Source organism: Capnocytophaga cynodegmi DSM 19736 (assembly GCF_000379185.1).
Taxonomy (GTDB): Bacteria; Bacteroidota; Bacteroidia; order Flavobacteriales; family Flavobacteriaceae; genus Capnocytophaga; species Capnocytophaga cynodegmi.
In genome coordinates, this window is the sequence record NZ_KB900704.1 from 89,088 (window position 1) to 103,830 (window position 14,743).

At 32.0% G+C, this 14,743-nt stretch carries 17 protein-coding genes; 10 read left to right on the forward strand and 7 right to left on the reverse strand.

All coding sequences use genetic code 11. The features are described 5' to 3' along the window. Positions 1-66 precede the first annotated feature (66 nt). The 5 genes from YW9_RS0101555 to YW9_RS0101575 are packed head-to-tail and all read left to right on the forward strand — an operon-like array spanning position 67 to position 2,856. A complete protein-coding gene (locus tag YW9_RS0101555; protein WP_018278417.1) occupies positions 67-567 on the forward strand; it encodes an RNA polymerase sigma factor in 501 nt (166 codons plus the stop codon). 10 nt (positions 568-577) lie between these two features. Continuing rightward, entirely contained in the window at positions 578-1,015 is a 438-nt protein-coding gene (locus YW9_RS0101560; protein WP_018278418.1) for a hypothetical protein, read from the forward strand. A 30-nt stretch (positions 1,016-1,045) separates the two neighbouring features. After that, complete coding sequence (locus YW9_RS0101565; RefSeq protein ID WP_026193728.1) at positions 1,046-1,561, forward strand: DUF4252 domain-containing protein; 516 nt, start codon at positions 1,046-1,048, stop codon at positions 1,559-1,561. Between the two features lie 11 nt (positions 1,562-1,572). Further along, on the forward strand, positions 1,573-2,097 hold the full coding sequence (locus YW9_RS0101570) for a DUF4252 domain-containing protein (protein ID WP_018278420.1): 525 nt from the start codon (positions 1,573-1,575) through the stop codon (positions 2,095-2,097). A 9-nt stretch (positions 2,098-2,106) separates the two neighbouring features. Then, positions 2,107-2,856: a Rossmann-fold NAD(P)-binding domain-containing protein gene (locus YW9_RS0101575; RefSeq protein ID WP_018278421.1), complete on the forward strand. Its 750-nt coding sequence runs from the start codon at positions 2,107-2,109 to the stop codon at positions 2,854-2,856. 10 nt (positions 2,857-2,866) lie between these two features. Here the strand turns inward: YW9_RS0101575 and YW9_RS0101580 are convergent, their stop codons facing one another. The 6 genes from YW9_RS0101580 to YW9_RS0101605 form a co-directional block, all read right to left on the reverse strand. Beyond that, positions 2,867-3,943 carry an AI-2E family transporter gene (locus tag YW9_RS0101580; protein ID WP_018278422.1) on the reverse strand — a complete coding sequence of 359 codons (1,077 nt, stop codon included), beginning with the start codon at positions 3,941-3,943 and terminating at the stop codon, positions 2,867-2,869. Between the two features lie 24 nt (positions 3,944-3,967). Continuing rightward, positions 3,968-4,684, reverse strand: a complete 717-nt coding sequence (locus tag YW9_RS0101585; RefSeq protein ID WP_018278423.1) for a 16S rRNA (uracil(1498)-N(3))-methyltransferase — start codon at positions 4,682-4,684, stop codon at positions 3,968-3,970. 44 nt (positions 4,685-4,728) lie between these two features. Then, positions 4,729-6,108, reverse strand: coding sequence for a peptidylprolyl isomerase (locus tag YW9_RS0101590; RefSeq protein WP_018278424.1), 1,380 nt, complete (start codon positions 6,106-6,108; stop codon positions 4,729-4,731). After that, the gene (locus tag YW9_RS0101595; RefSeq protein WP_040353605.1) at positions 6,101-6,964 is read right to left on the reverse strand and encodes a hypothetical protein; all 864 of its coding nucleotides are present in this window, start codon (positions 6,962-6,964) and stop codon (positions 6,101-6,103) included. The genes YW9_RS0101590 and YW9_RS0101595 overlap by 8 nt, the downstream gene beginning before the upstream one ends. A gap of 151 nt (positions 6,965-7,115) precedes the next feature. Further along, positions 7,116-8,327: an RsmB/NOP family class I SAM-dependent RNA methyltransferase gene (locus YW9_RS0101600; protein WP_018278426.1), complete on the reverse strand. Its 1,212-nt coding sequence runs from the start codon at positions 8,325-8,327 to the stop codon at positions 7,116-7,118. Between the two features lie 32 nt (positions 8,328-8,359). Further along, the gene (locus tag YW9_RS0101605; protein WP_018278427.1) at positions 8,360-9,268 is read right to left on the reverse strand and encodes a DUF6268 family outer membrane beta-barrel protein; all 909 of its coding nucleotides are present in this window, start codon (positions 9,266-9,268) and stop codon (positions 8,360-8,362) included. 160 nt (positions 9,269-9,428) lie between these two features. Between YW9_RS0101605 and YW9_RS0101610 the strand changes: the two genes are divergently transcribed. The 5 genes from YW9_RS0101610 (at position 9,429) to YW9_RS0101630 (ending at position 13,455) form a co-directional block, all read left to right on the forward strand. After that, a complete protein-coding gene (locus tag YW9_RS0101610) occupies positions 9,429-9,773 on the forward strand; it encodes a PadR family transcriptional regulator (RefSeq protein ID WP_018278428.1) in 345 nt (114 codons plus the stop codon). 13 nt (positions 9,774-9,786) lie between these two features. Beyond that, positions 9,787-10,500 carry a hypothetical protein gene (locus YW9_RS0101615; protein ID WP_018278429.1) on the forward strand — a complete coding sequence of 238 codons (714 nt, stop codon included), beginning with the start codon at positions 9,787-9,789 and terminating at the stop codon, positions 10,498-10,500. Between the two features lie 100 nt (positions 10,501-10,600). After that, positions 10,601-11,296: a hypothetical protein gene (locus YW9_RS0101620; RefSeq protein WP_155848696.1), complete on the forward strand. Its 696-nt coding sequence runs from the start codon at positions 10,601-10,603 to the stop codon at positions 11,294-11,296. A 9-nt stretch (positions 11,297-11,305) separates the two neighbouring features. Then, positions 11,306-11,989: a hypothetical protein gene (locus tag YW9_RS12375; RefSeq protein WP_018278431.1), complete on the forward strand. Its 684-nt coding sequence runs from the start codon at positions 11,306-11,308 to the stop codon at positions 11,987-11,989. 236 nt (positions 11,990-12,225) lie between these two features. After that, positions 12,226-13,455 (forward strand): glycoside hydrolase family 27 protein, encoded by a 1,230-nt coding sequence (locus YW9_RS0101630; RefSeq protein WP_231555626.1) that lies wholly within the window; start codon positions 12,226-12,228, stop codon positions 13,453-13,455. Between the two features lie 112 nt (positions 13,456-13,567). On the opposite strand, the gene YW9_RS0101635 is transcribed toward YW9_RS0101630, so the two are convergent. Beyond that, positions 13,568-14,722, reverse strand: coding sequence for a hypothetical protein (locus tag YW9_RS0101635; protein ID WP_018278433.1), 1,155 nt, complete (start codon positions 14,720-14,722; stop codon positions 13,568-13,570). Between the last annotated feature and the right edge of the window lie 21 nt (positions 14,723-14,743).

Below are 14,743 nucleotides of genomic sequence, written 5' to 3' on the forward strand. Positions count from 1 at the left end.
TTTCCTACAAATGTAACATTTTTTTCATATATTCGTCTTTTGTATGAAGAAAATTATGATTTTTGTATGACACACAAAGCTTTTTTAGAACATATTCGTCCGTTTCAGGATAAGATTTATCGTTTCGCAAAGCGGTTGCTTATCTCAAAAGATGAAGCTGAAGATACATCGCAAGAAATTCTGCTAAAATTGTGGCAACAAAACCAAAAAATAAAAGATATACAAAATTTAGAAGCCTACACAATGACACTAACCAAAAATCTGTGTTATGATAAATTAAAAGCAAAAAGTTCTGAAAATGTGTCTCTTACAAGTATAAAATATGAAACTAAAAATCATATCTCATTACAAAAAGAAATAGAAACAACCGATATGCTGGAAAAAGTAAAAAATATAATCAATGAACTGACTGATCAACAGCGTATGGTTATGCAACTACGTGATATAGAACAATATGAATTTGAAGAAATTGAAAAAATAACTGGAATAAAAGAGGCTACCATTCGGGTAATTCTGTCAAGAGCTAGGAAAGCAGTGCGTGAAAAATTATTAACATTTGAATATTAAAAATAAAAATATGACAAAAAAAATTGAATTATTATTAGAAAAATATTTTGAGGGAGAAACTTCTCTGCAAGAAGAAAAAGAATTGCAAGAATATTTCAATTCTGAAAATGTAGATGCTTCTTTAGAAAAATATAGACCAATGTTTTCATACTTTCAAAAAGCTGGATTAGAAGAATTTAAGCAGAAAGAATTCCCTATAAAAGTTTCTAAAAAAAGAAAATTATTTTGGAAAATTGGAATTGCGGCAACATTTTTGAGTATTTTATTTGGAGTCAGTTACTATCTCAAGCAACAAAAACAACAACAAGAAGCCGAAGTTGCCTTTGAACAAGTGAAAGAAGCCTTACAAATGATTTCTTTCAATTATAATAAAGGAACAAAAAAAATAGAATACTTAAAAGATTTTGAAACAACAACAAACAAAATAATAAATTTGAACGAATTTTAATAAATAATAATCACAATAAAAGTAAATCATATGAAGACAAAATTAATTCTTTTAGTAAATATCTTTTTGATATCAATGAGTGTAGTCGGACAATCTGCGTTCGACAAATTTGAAGAAAATGATGAGGTAACGACTGTAGTAGTTTCTCAGAAAATGTTTCAAATGCTTTCCAAAATTGACAGCAAAGATTCTGAAGCAAAGGAATTTATGGAAATTGCCAATAAATTAACAGGTTTAAAAGTATTCACTACAGAAAATAAAACCGTAGCTCAGAGTATGAAAAAAGAAGTTCAAAACTATCTGAGTAAATCTACATTAACGGAATTGATGCGAGTGAAAGACAAAGCTACCAACGTTAAGTTTTACGTAAAGCAAGGAAAAAATGCTGATCACGTTTCTGAACTATTAATGTTTATTGAAGATGGAGGAAGTTCAAATAAAGCAGTGATTTTAAGCTTAGTAGGGGACATTGACCTTAATAAAATAGGCGTTCTGACAAAAAATATAAACTTGCCAGAAGAAATTAAAGAAGTAAAAACAAAATAATAATTATTAAAATGCGAATCTTGATTTTATTCGGATTGCTACTTACGTTTGCTTCTTGTCAGCAGGAAAGTATACAGCAGTACATCGTTAAAAATTCAGAAAATCCAAACTTTGTTTCAATGAACATCGCTCCAAAGGATTTTTTAGGAAATGTTCCTACTGAAAAAGAGAACATATTCAACATTATTAACAGAGTTAACTTCCTAATATTTAACAAAAATGATAGTTTAGAGCTTAAAAAAGAATACAAAAAGGTAACTTCAATTTTAAAAGATGAGAAGTATCAAGATTTAATCCGAACTACTAATAAAGGTACTAAATTTCAGATTGATTATGTTGGTACAGAAGAAAATATAAAAGAAGTAATCGTTCTGATAGTTGAAAAAAAGGAAAAAATGGCTCTTATGAGAATTCTTGCTAATGGCTTAGATGTGACTCAACTTTCAAAAATTTCAACTGCTTTGAATGACAATTCTGTTGATGAAGAAGGTTTAAAAAATTTATTAGAAAAAATTTCAACTACTTTAAAACAATAACATACAAGAATGAAAATAGGTATCATAGGATGTGGCTGGTTGGGTTTTCGATTAGCAAACCATTTAAAAACAAACAATACAATCTACACAACAACTCGAAGTACAGACAAAAACAAGTTTTTAAGCTCCTATTTTCATTCTTTTATTATAGATTTTGATGATTCTGAAGTAAAAAAATGGGAAATTCTCACCGAATTGGACTGTATCATCATAGCAATTCCATTTGGAAGACATCTCGACAGCAATATTTTAAATAAAAGACTAAAAAATATTTGTATTTTCATTGAAAACTTTGAAAAACAATTATTTTTCACCAGTTCCGTAGGAATCTATCCACAAATTAACGCAGAAATAAATGAAGATTTTCCTTGCGAACTATTAGACTCAAAATTACTATATGTTGAAAATTTTCTGAAAAATCAATTTCCTCAAACGAATATTTTACGATTAGGTGGGTTAATGGGAGACAACCACATATTTAGCAAATACAACGTTTCAGAAACCAGTCAGATAGTAAATCACATTCATTATCAGGATATTTGTTTGATAATTGAAAAAATGATTTCATTAAATTTACAATCAAAATTGTATAATGTAGTAGCTCCAAAGCACCCTACCAAACAAGAAATCATTAATCATCAAAAAGGAACGAAAATCGCGATTGATAGAACTCCCTCTGGAAAGATAGTACTTTCAGACAGACTAAAAACGGAATTAAGCTACCAATTTCTATATCCTAATCCTATTTACTTCAATTAAAATCAATCGTTTATATATTTTTAGTCATCAATTCAACCAATTTATTATTAGGTAAAAACTCTTTCAAAACTACTTTCAAAACTGTATAGGCTGGTACTGCTATTACCATTCCAACAATTCCTAAAAGGCTTCCCGTAATCAATATCACCAAAAATATCTCTAAAGGACTTGATTTCACAGAATTAGAGAATATAAGAGGCTGAGAAAAAACATTATCAATGAATTGTCCTATCAGAAATCCTATCAGAACATAAATTGTAGTAGGAAGCGTAACAGCCATAAAATCACTACTTATATTACTACTCATCGTTAAAAAAGTCATCAAAACAAATCCTATAATAGGTCCTATGTAAGGAATTATGTTCAAAAATGCACATAAAAAAGCAATAATGAAGGCATTTTGTACTCCAAAAATGAGCAATGTAGTTGTATATATTACAAATAAAATGGTAAGTTGCAAAACGAGTCCAACAAAATAACGAGATAGCAAGTCATTGATTTTGTGAACTGAAACTCTTGTTTTTCGAGCATTTTTTGCAGAAACCAATGAAAGTATTGAACCAAACATACTACTTCCATCTTTTATAAAAAAGAATGAAATAAATAAAACCGAAAAAACTCCTGCTCCAAAACTACCTATGAAAGAAATAAACGTATTCAAAAAGTTGGGAATATCAATAAAATTAAGCACTTCGGAAGCACTCATTTCATAATTTTCTTTGTTAATTCCTAAATTATCAAAAAACTGTGAAGTTAAGCCGTCCAAATTCGCACGTAAAAGTTCTATGTTCAATCCTGATAAATTTTTTCCCTGTGAAATTAGCAATGGAACAAATAAACTAAATGTTCCCAAACTCAAAATAACAAAAATACCCATCGTTATCAAAATTCTGATGGTTTGATTCCTTATTTTCAGTTTTTTTGCAAAAAAATAATTTAATGGTTTGGCTATCAGAGCAACAACTAACGCTAATACTATATAAACTATTATTGACCTTACCAAATATAAGGCATACAGCAACAAAACTACCAACACCATTACCCCAACGGCTCGTAGTATTCCATTAGCTATCATTTTAGAATTCATATTCTTCAATTTCTTATTGTAATTTTATTTCAAATTGGAACAAATCGCCACAAAATCACAAGCTACAATTCCTGCAGTTTCTGTTCGTAATCGATTGTCTCCGAGAGAAATTGGTTGAAAGTTTTTTTGCAAAGCTATTTTTATCTCTTCTGATGAAAAATCGCCTTCAGGTCCTATCAAAACCATTATTTTTTTAGGAAATGGACTAAGTTTTTCCGAAAACAAATATTTAGTATCCTCCTGACAATGAGCTATAAATTTCACAGAATCATCATTTAATTGCTTAAAAAAATCCATTGAAGATATGGCAGGATTCAACTTGGGTAAATAACATTGTAATGATTGCTTCATTGCTGAATGTATAATTTTTTCAAAACGTTCAGCCTTAATCACAGTTCTTTCGGAATGATGACAAATTATTGGAGTGATTTCATCTACTCCAATTTCAACTGCTTTCTCCAAAAACCACTCATACCGCTCATTCATTTTTGTTGGAGCTACTACCAAGTGTAAATAGTAAGAACGAGGTGATTTGCGTTCATATTTCAATATCGAAACTTCACACTGCTTTGGAGAAGCAAAAGTGATTTCCGTTTGAAAAAGTAAGCCCTTTCCGTTTGTAACATACAGAAAATCACCTTGTTTCTTACGGAGAACTTTTACGATGTGCTGACTCTCCTCCTTATCGAAAAAGAAAGATTTTGAGTTCTCGTCTATCTCAGAATAATAAAAAAGTTGCATTACAGAAAAACGTCAAAAAGCCACAAATTTCCCTACAAGTAATACTATTTTTTTAACCAATTGTTAGAAAATTCACATTTTTTGTACTCTCCATTAACCATAATGTGTGTTTTTTCAATATTTTCACTTATCCACTTGGCTATAACTTTGAGTTGTTTTTCTTTTAAGGCTAAATCCTGAATTTTTACATAATCTTTCACAAAATCGGCTTTATGCTCCTCGTGGCGATTTGTTACTTGATAAATTTTATAGCTCTTTTTCCCTGTTTCATCTTCATCAAGATACGGAACAGAAACCTCTCCATCTTGCAATTTTGCAACTTTATTATACATAGCTGGTTCCAATCGTGTAAGTTCAAAACGTGAAGAAAGATCTTCTGGATTAACAAGCTGACCTCCATCACCTCGAGTTTCTTTTTCATCAGATAAGCTACGAGCAGCTTCATCAAAAGTAAGTTCGTTATTGATTATTCTTTCACGAATTTTATCAATCTTTTCTCTGGCTTCTACTAATGACTCGCGGGGTACATTAGGCATTAATAAGATATGTCGCACTGTTACTTCTTTTCCCCTAATATCAACCATTTCTATGATATGCCAACCAAAACTTGATTCAAAAGGTTTAGAAATTTCGCCTTCTTGCAAACTGAAAGCTACATCTTTAAATGCTTTATCAAAATGTGAAGAACGATTGAAAGTAAGCGTTTGCCCACCAGTTGCACGGTCTTTTGAGTAAAGTATTGCTTTAGTAGCAAAACTTACTCCATTTTGCTCCACATCGGCTTTTATTTCATTTAACTGGTCTATTACTTTCTGAATTTCCTCCTTAGGAGCCACAGGATTTATAACAATTTGAGCTATCTCAAGTTCTGTATTAAAAACTGGACGTTCTTCTTCAGGAATAGCATTAAAAAATTGACGCACCTCTTCTGGAGTGACTTCCACTTTTTCAACTACTTTCGAACGCATTTGTTGGGAAAGCATATTCAGTTTAAAAATATCAAAAAGTTCCTCACGCATTGATTGCTCATCTTCTTTCTTATAGAATTCAAGCAACTTTTTCATATCGCCTCCCAGTCTTGATAATAAACCTTCTATTTGCTGATTTACAGCCTCTCGAACTCTACTATCCGCAACCGAAATACTATCTTGAACTGCCTGATGAGCATACAATCTGTCCTCCATCAATTTACCTAAAACTTGACAACGAGTGAAGTTCTTTGTATCTACATTCTGATTTTGCAGCTCAATAAAAGTCTTGTCTATATCCGATTCTAAAATTAAATGGTCGCCAACTACAGCTGCAACGCCATCAACTTTCAAACGTTTTTGAACTACTTCTTTACTAGCAACTGTATCATTTTGAGCATATAACCCAAAAGTTAAAAATAACATTCCGACAGCGGATACAATTTTTCTATTCATAAATAATTTCAAATTGTTTTTTCTTTATACCTGTGTTTATAATATCTGTTTCGAGTTTTTTAACAAACTCTAATTTCCTCTGATTCAATATAATTTGTTGTAAAGTAGGCAAAACATATTCCATAGGAGCCTGTTCATTTCTTCGCAAAACATCGCAAATCTGCACGAAATAAATTCCAGAAGAATCTCTATGACTGACAAATGATTGCCTGTTATTTTCCATCTCTTTTTCCAAAAAAGGAAGCTTTTTCAATACACTTTCAGCCTTAACCCAAGTGGAATCGTTCAAGTAAACAGATGTAAAGTGTAATGATAGAGAATCTAACTCTCTTTTATCAGAATTTTCAAAACGCTTTAATTTTTCTTCAAAAGCACTTATTTTTTTCTTCTTTTCATTCAATGAAACTTGAATATATCTCAATTTCATCAGAGTTTCATTCAATTTAAAAACTTCCTTGTTTTTCTCATAAAAGAATTGCATTTCTTTCTCATTAACAACAGTATCTATCGCATTGTTAATCAGCCCTTCTTTATAAAAATTAATATACAAATCTGCTCGATAATCACTCACTAAACGTTCAAAATTTTCTTTTTCTTGGTCGTTTATGTTTCGTTCAGCATTTACAAGCATCAGTTCTTTTATTGCCCAATTATTGATGTATTTTTCAGCTATGCTTATGCTATCTTCCTTTGTGTAATCGACTGGCATAATGGCAGCTATATCTTCCTTATAGAGATATTTTTCGCCAACTCGGGCAATGGCATACTGAGGCACTTCCTTTGAAAAATATTCACAAGAAGATATCAAAACCATTATAAAAGATAGATACAAACTATTTTTAATCTGCCTAAGCATTTCTATAACAACATAAATATCAGAAATATAGCACTAAAAAACCTTTCTCTAAAAGAGAAAAATAACAAAAGAGGTGCAATTTACAGATTATTTTTGAATTAAATCGAAAAAATCTTAATTAAACAAAAAAATTGAATATGACATACAACATTTAATTATCTTTTCGCATTCTTACCATATAAAATCCGTCGTACCCCGATTGACTGGCAAAAATTTTATCTTCCTCCTCAAAAACAAATCCTCTCCCCTCTTCTGATTTTAAAAAATCTTCTACTTGCTTTTGGTTTTCAGATGGAAGAATTGAACAAGTAGCATATACTAATTTTCCTCCTGATTTCACCAATTTGCTGTAATTTTGCAAAATTTCCTGTTGAGTTTTGCGTATTTGTTCTAAAAATTCGGGTTTTAGTTTCCATTTTGCATCAGGATTTCTCCTCAAAACTCCCAAACCACTACAAGGGGCATCAATTAAAACTCTATCAGCCATATTTTGCATACGTTTTAGCTGTTTGGAATCAATGAGCTTTGTTTCTATATTAAAAGCTTCATTGCGTCGAGCTCTTCTTTTAAGTTCTTGCAACTTATTTTCATAAATATCCATTGCAATTATTTGTCCTTTGTTCTTCATTAAAGAAGCCAAATGCAGAGTTTTTCCTCCAGCTCCAGCACAAGTGTCCACTACACGCATACCTGAAACCACCTGCAAAAATGGAGCCACTTTTTGCGATGAAGCGTCTTGCACCTCGAAAAAACCATTTGAAAATGCTTTTGTGGAAAAAACATTAACCCGTTCGGAAAGTACCAAAGCATCAGGATAATTTTTTAACAAATTTGCCTCTACACCTTCATCTTCTAACACATTTTTTAATTGTTGTGCGGATATCTTCAGTGTGTTAGCTCGTAAAACCACAGGAGCTAATGTATTGAGTGCGTGAATTTCGTCATTCCAAAAAAGTTCTCCTAATTCTTCAACTCCAAGATTATCAAGCCAATCAGGTATCGACTCTCTAAATTTTCTAACTTTTGAAAGTTCATCAAATTTTCCTTTTATACGACGTTGAGGGGTGTTTTCAAAGTATGACCAATTGGGTAAAGAAATGCCTTTCAAAACCGCCCAAACGGCAAACATTCGGCGTAAATCTTGAACAGAAAAAGGTTGTTTTACTTCGGCAATCTCAGCATACAAACGCTTCCAACGGACAATTTCATACGTAGTTTCGGCGATAAAAGCCCTATCACGAGCTCCCCAACGTTTATCTTTTTTTAGCTGTCTTTCAACTACTTTATCAGCATAATGATTCTCATTGAAAATAAAACTCAACCCTTCAATTACTGCATCTGTCAAATTTTTATGTAATCGCATTTTTGCCTTTTCTAAATTTAATCGTTAAACAACTACCCTCCATATCGGAAACCCGCCGCAAAGTACGAAGAAAGTTTATTATCTCCTATTACGTTATAATAAAATTTGAATGTTTTTTCGTCAAAATATGTACTTCTTGAAAAAGAAACCCCTAATGTAATAGGAATATAAAAATTTTTCCCAATTTTAAATTCAGAACGAACCCCTCCGTGACCAAATTGAGTCACAAAAGAGGCTTCTTTTTCTTCTTTATTATAGAGCCCTAAAAGTACTTCTCCCTCAGCTACCAAACTCAATTTGAAGTTTTCAGAGATTTTTCTACTGAATTCAAAATCAAAATAATTATAATAAAAGACACTCAATTTATGTTTGTCATCAATCTTCCAATTTAGCAAAAATGCGGGTGTAATCATTGCATAATCATACGAATTATTGATAGAAGCCCCTATACCCCAATCAAACTTTGAGCTTTCTTTCCTCAACATCATCGCTCCTCCTTGTAAAAAAGCAGATTTTTGAGAAAATTTCGGAAAATTGGTTGTGAAAATTCCTCCCCCTGCCATTACCAAAAGCGACCATTTTTTAGTTATTGGTAATAATTGTCCGAAAGTTAATGAAACATTTGAGATATCCGAAATAGAATATTCTTTCGATAAGAGTCTGTTATTCAATGACGCATATGTTCCCCAAAGCGATACAAACGTAGCTTTAATAGTCTCATCATTTTCATTTTTTTGCATTGCTAACGGAACACGAATCATTACGTCTGCAACTTTTAAGTCGCCGCCTTGTGCCAAATTATTGCCTTGATTATCTTTCACTTGTGAAGCTCCAATATATTCCGACTTAATCTGAATTTGTGCCTTCATCAATCCCGACACTAAAAAAAACAATAAACACAAAGCAATTTTTATCTGATTTAAAAAATAATTTTCTCCCATAATTTATAAGCCAAGTAGTTAGTTCGCAAACCTATATATTTTTAAGCACATACACAAATAAAAATAAATGTTAAGTACGACAATGACAAAAAAAAAAATTAAATTTTCACTTACATACATAAGAATTTTATGTATATTTGCAGCATAAATATATAAGATAATGAAAAAACAAAATTCAGCACTCTATAAAGGAAGTCTGAGTACCATCATTATGAAGCTGTTACAGGACAACGGACGAATGTATGGCTACGAAATTACACAAAAAGTAAAACAACTAACGCAGGGTGAAATTTCCATAACGGAAGGAGCTTTGTATCCTACACTTCACAAATTGGAAGCCCAAGGATTGCTCACTCCCGAAATAGAACAAGTGGATAACCGAATACGAAAATATTACAAAATCACAGAAAGTGGCATTAAAGAGACTGAAAAGCAGATATCTGAAATACAAACTTTTATAGAATCTTTACAACGAATTATAACACCAGAAATAAAATTAACCTAAAACCATTCCTTATATGAAAACCGTAACCCCAAAACAAATCGAACGTCTGTACGAATTTACGCATCAGTGTCAGGTGAAATACTTTGACGTACAAACTGAACTGGTTGACCATCTGGCAAATGCTATCGAAACGCATTGGCAAGAATTTCCTGATGACGATTTTGAAATCCTTTTAATACAAGAAGCTCAAAAGTTTGGTACTTTTGGTTTTAAGGAAATTACAGAAGAGAAAGAAAAACAACTGCGTAAACGATATAAGAACATTATTTGGAAAGAAATAATCGCTTTTTTCTCGTTCCCCAAAATTATAATGACAATAATTCTGACAATGTCATTATTTATTTTGTTAAACCTATCTTCTGACAAAGGAACCGTTGTTAATGTGCTGTTTATGAGTACCTATTTAACAATTATTTCTTTCTTCATCCAACAATATATCAGGAAGAAAAGACAGAATCAAAACGACAAAAAATGGATTTTGAAGGATATTATTTTTAATAATGGTTGGTGTGCTTCTCTTTTAGTAATCATACTTAACACACTTTCTATGGCTAATATTCATCATACTGAGTATATTGAAAATAAATATTTTATAAGCATATTTTCTTTTGTCATAGTCCTTATTTATATTTTTTGCTATTTGGTGTTATTTCATATTCCTTTCAAGAGTGAAAAATATCTTACAGAAACATATAAAGAATACAAAGTAGCAAAACTTACATCGTAAAAGTAATGCGAGTTTGTTACAAGTCAGAAAATTACAATGAAAAGTAATTCCGAATAGAAATACCCAAATAAAAACACATAAACTAAAATCGAAAAATTTTATGAAAACCATAACCCCAAAGCAAATCGAACGTCTGTATGAATTTACGCGTCACCATTACGTGGAATACTTTGACGTACAAACTGAACTGGTTGACCATTTAGCAAATGCTATCGAAACGTATTGGCAAAAATTTCCTGATGACGATTTTGAAACGGCTTTGCAGAAAGAATTCCGTAAATTCGGGGTGTTTGGGTTTAATGATATTGTGGAGGAGAAAACAAAACAGATGGAAAAATTGTACAAAAGAGTGCTTTGGAAGAAAAAAATTGAGTTCTTCACCTTTCCTAAAATACTACTTACTCTTTTTATATCAGCTGTAATATATACATTACTTTCCGCTTTCAATACTATGTGGATACCTTTCTTAGGAATTATCATTGCGTTTTATATTTTCAAAGGTGCCATTTTTATGAAAACTAAATCTATTTACAAAAGAAAATCAAACAAACAATGGCTCTTTAAAAACATCTTTCTGTATCAGGATAATTATCCTTTGTTGCTACATTCTTCCGTGCACACCATATCTTATTATTGGCTGTTCGTTCAAAAGCAGCATATCCCTATTTTATTTATTGTTATAGGCTTTACACTTCAATTTATCTACACGTATATTATAAGCTATCATATTCCGAAAAATAGTGACCGCTACTTTCTGGAAATGTTCCCCGAATACAAATTTGAACTCTTAAACTAAGTTTCTACTATGAAAAAAGTAACCCCAAAACAAATCGAACGTCTGTATGAATTTACACGTCAGCATTACGTGGAATACTTTGACGTACAAACTGAACTGGTTGACCATCTGGCAAATGCTATCGAAACGCATTGGCAAGAATTTCCTGACGACGATTTTGAAACGGCCTTGCAGAAAGAATTCCGAAAATTCGGGGTGTTTGGATTTATGGATATATTAGAAGAAAAAACCAAACAAATGAATAAACGTTACAATCGCATTCTTTGGCAAAAAACTAAAGAGTTCTTCACTATCCCGAAAGTACTGCTAACCTTATGCATCGGACTTGCTTTCTATACACTGCTTTCTTTGTTAGGACACGTAAAAATACTTATTCCGTTGATTTTATGTACTATTTTCATTGTTTATGTTATTAGCTTTATCAGAAACAAACGTCTTTTTAAGAAAAGTACCAATAAGAGATGGCTTTTTGAAGATATTATTATGCAATCAAACGGATATGGCTTTACAATGTTTTTTCCTTTGCAAATGAGTATCCAATTTGCAAAGCATCTTCCTGAAAACCAAACATTCATCGCTTTTTGTTCTGCCTTTTTTGCTTTTTACATTGTCTTGATGTATGTGTCAGCCGTGTACTTACCAAAAAACAGAGAAAAATACCTTTCAGAAATTTATCCCCAGTACGTCGATTAACCTCACACTGTAATTCTCGCAATTGCTTCACGATTGGTTTGCTTTTTCTACAGTCAATAAAGAAATTTTTAGACGCTTTCTTCTGTAGGAAAAGTATTTATATTAGGAGAAAAAAACCGTTTTCCAAAATTTATATTGTATCTTTGTATGGTCTTTCTTTGCGTTAAGACAGACTTTCATTAACCGCAGCATTCAAATTTTTATTAGTACATAATTAATTTTTAAAAACTTAAATTATGATGAGAAAACATCTATTTTTAGGAGTTATGTTACTACTTATGGTTACAAACTCCCTCGCACAACGAGCTACAGCCGAAATACCACCTATGGGGTTTATGACTTGGAACTATTTTGCTGAGAACATTTCTGAAAGTCAACTCAAAGAAGTTGTTGATGCAATGGTAAGTACAGGATTACGTGATGCTGGGTACAACTTTATTTTTATTGATGATGGTTGGCAAGGAGGAAGAGACGCTAAAAATAATCTTATTCCTGACCCTAAAAAATTTCCTTCAGGAATGAAGGCTTTTGCCGACTATGTTCATAGTAAAGGAATGAAATTGGGAATTTACTCTAACGCTGCTGAACTTACTTGTGCAGGTTATACTGGAAGTTATGGCTTTGAGGAAAAAGATGCTAAAACTTTTGCTCAATGGGGCATTGATTACCTGAAATATGATTACTGTCACGCTCCTTCCGATTGGAAAGTTGCTATTGAGCGTTATGAAAAGATGGCAATCGCTTTACAAAACAGTGGTAGAGAAATCACTTTTGCTATCTGTGAATGGGGTGACCGAGAGCCTTGGTTGTGGGGGAAAAAAGCGGGAGGACAACTTTGGAGAACCACAGCCGACGTTCGTGATAAATGGAAAAGCATAGAACCTTACAAGAATGCAAAAGAACTTCACAGAGTAGGAGCAGGTATTTTAGACATTGTGAATCGAAATGCAGAACTCAGCTCTTATGCAGGAATCAACGGTTGGAACGATGCCGATATGCTCGTTATTGGATTATATGGCAAGAAAGGACCTTCTGGTGATTTAGGAGGTGTAGGTTGCACCGATACAGAATATCGTTCACAAATGTCGCTTTGGTGTTTAATGGCTGCCCCTCTAATGATTACCTGTGATGTCAGAAATATGAACGAAACCACACACAAAATCTTAATGAATCACGATGTAATTAAAATTAATCAAGATAAACTTGGTAAACAAGCCTCACGAATCGTGAATAGCAACGACTGGCAAATATTCCTAAAACCATTGCAAAATGGAGATATAGCTATCGGGATTTTAAATACTGCTGATAATAAACGTAGCTTCAATCTGAAATTAGATGAATTAGGAATCACGGGCAAAACAACCGCCAAAGACCTTTGGACGAAAAAAGCATCGGCTATTAAAAACAACCAAATGAAGATTACGGCAGACTCGCACGAAACAATTTTGTTACGTCTTTCAAAATAAAAATTATTTTCTTACCGCTTAGTTTAGCAAATAAGAGCTTTTATAAAGAAGAAAACACTGTAGAAGTTAAAAAACTTTTACAGTGTTTTTTTGTTATTTTGTTATGTATTTTCTAATAGTTTATCTGGTAATTTGTAACCATCTTCGAGCGGAAAAAGATATGCAAATCAAATCTTTCATAAGTACGCACCCCGTTATTTTCGGTATAATTCATAGTATGCTTATACACCTTATCTGTCAATAAATCTATAGGTTTTCCGTTAGAATCTTTGGTTATCTTCATTGATTGTATAATTTCAAAAGTTAGTTTTCCATCTTTATCACTTACAAGTTTGTACGTAAAACCTTTTTCTGTTCCTTTTTTTACACGTTCAACAAAGTTTCTAAACATCTCTGAATTTGTAATTCCTTCAACATAAGTATTTCCTGATGTCCCCCCTTCCCTTCCATATCCTTGCTCTGTAATACCAGTTACATAACCTTCGTTATCATACACATAAGTGTAATCATTTTTGAAAATTTCTACTTTATCCAAGTTAAATACAATTGATTTTACCAAATTTTTGGTAGCGATTCCGTAAGGGAGTCCTATACCTCTATCAAAATACAAGCTATATGTTGTATATAACATTCCTTCTACATCCCAAAGCAAGAACTTATTTCTATTAGGCTTATCCGTATAGTAGGAAAAATGATACTCAAAAACTTCCTTTTCTCTTGGTTTTATACGCTCTTTCTCTAGTTTCAATATATTTCCATTTTCCCAAGTAAGTTTTTCGTCTTCCCTTTGTATCAATTGACCTTCACTATTAAAAATAAATCCTTCAATCACAGGATTTTTATCTTTATCAAATTGAACTTTGTAACTTTCCAATTCTCCTTTGTCATTTTTAGAGGTTATGGTCATTTCATTTTCTGCGTATGAAAACTGTGTTACACGGTCTTCTCTACCTTCATCTGATTCGGTAAGTTTTGTAATTTTACCTGCTTCGTTGTATTCATAACTTACTTTCGCCGTTTTTAATGTGTAGCTTTTGTTTATTTTTTCATTATAAATATCACTCCAATTTTGAGTAGTGTGCGGATTTGTTATCAAGTCAATAGTAGGAACGTAATCACTGTCTATATAGGTAAAATTCACCTCTTTAATTCTCTTCATTGGCGTTTTATCCTCTGGTGTGATAGGAGTATCGCTATCGCTTTTACCGCACGAAGCTACCCACAAAGTAAGCAGTGCTGTCATTGTTAATAGTACATTTCTTTTCATTTTACAATCTTATTATAATTA

Excerpts from the sequence above, each read along its gene's own strand:
- YW9_RS0101590 (WP_018278424.1), bottom strand. The coding sequence starts at position 6,108 with ATGAATAGAAAAATTGTATCCGCTGTCGGAATGTTATTTTTAACTTTT.
- YW9_RS0101565 (WP_026193728.1), top strand. The coding sequence starts at position 1,046 with ATGAAGACAAAATTAATTCTTTTAGTAAATATCTTTTTGATATCAATG.
- YW9_RS0101595 (WP_040353605.1), bottom strand. The coding sequence starts at position 6,964 with ATGCTTAGGCAGATTAAAAATAGTTTGTATCTATCTTTTATAATGGTT.
- YW9_RS0101630 (WP_231555626.1), top strand. The coding sequence starts at position 12,226 with ATGATGAGAAAACATCTATTTTTAGGAGTTATGTTACTACTTATGGTT.
- YW9_RS0101580 (WP_018278422.1), bottom strand. The coding sequence starts at position 3,943 with ATGAATTCTAAAATGATAGCTAATGGAATACTACGAGCCGTTGGGGTA.
- YW9_RS0101585 (WP_018278423.1), bottom strand. The coding sequence starts at position 4,684 with ATGCAACTTTTTTATTATTCTGAGATAGACGAGAACTCAAAATCTTTC.
- YW9_RS0101600 (WP_018278426.1), bottom strand. The coding sequence starts at position 8,327 with ATGCGATTACATAAAAATTTGACAGATGCAGTAATTGAAGGGTTGAGT.
- YW9_RS0101575 (WP_018278421.1), top strand. The coding sequence starts at position 2,107 with ATGAAAATAGGTATCATAGGATGTGGCTGGTTGGGTTTTCGATTAGCA.
- YW9_RS0101635 (WP_018278433.1), bottom strand. The coding sequence starts at position 14,722 with ATGAAAAGAAATGTACTATTAACAATGACAGCACTGCTTACTTTGTGG.
- YW9_RS0101605 (WP_018278427.1), bottom strand. The coding sequence starts at position 9,268 with ATGGGAGAAAATTATTTTTTAAATCAGATAAAAATTGCTTTGTGTTTA.
- YW9_RS12375 (WP_018278431.1), top strand. The coding sequence starts at position 11,306 with ATGAAAAAAGTAACCCCAAAACAAATCGAACGTCTGTATGAATTTACA.
- YW9_RS0101610 (WP_018278428.1), top strand. The coding sequence starts at position 9,429 with ATGAAAAAACAAAATTCAGCACTCTATAAAGGAAGTCTGAGTACCATC.
- YW9_RS0101620 (WP_155848696.1), top strand. The coding sequence starts at position 10,601 with ATGAAAACCATAACCCCAAAGCAAATCGAACGTCTGTATGAATTTACG.
- YW9_RS0101555 (WP_018278417.1), top strand. The coding sequence starts at position 67 with ATGACACACAAAGCTTTTTTAGAACATATTCGTCCGTTTCAGGATAAG.
- YW9_RS0101570 (WP_018278420.1), top strand. The coding sequence starts at position 1,573 with ATGCGAATCTTGATTTTATTCGGATTGCTACTTACGTTTGCTTCTTGT.
- YW9_RS0101560 (WP_018278418.1), top strand. The coding sequence starts at position 578 with ATGACAAAAAAAATTGAATTATTATTAGAAAAATATTTTGAGGGAGAA.
- YW9_RS0101615 (WP_018278429.1), top strand. The coding sequence starts at position 9,787 with ATGAAAACCGTAACCCCAAAACAAATCGAACGTCTGTACGAATTTACG.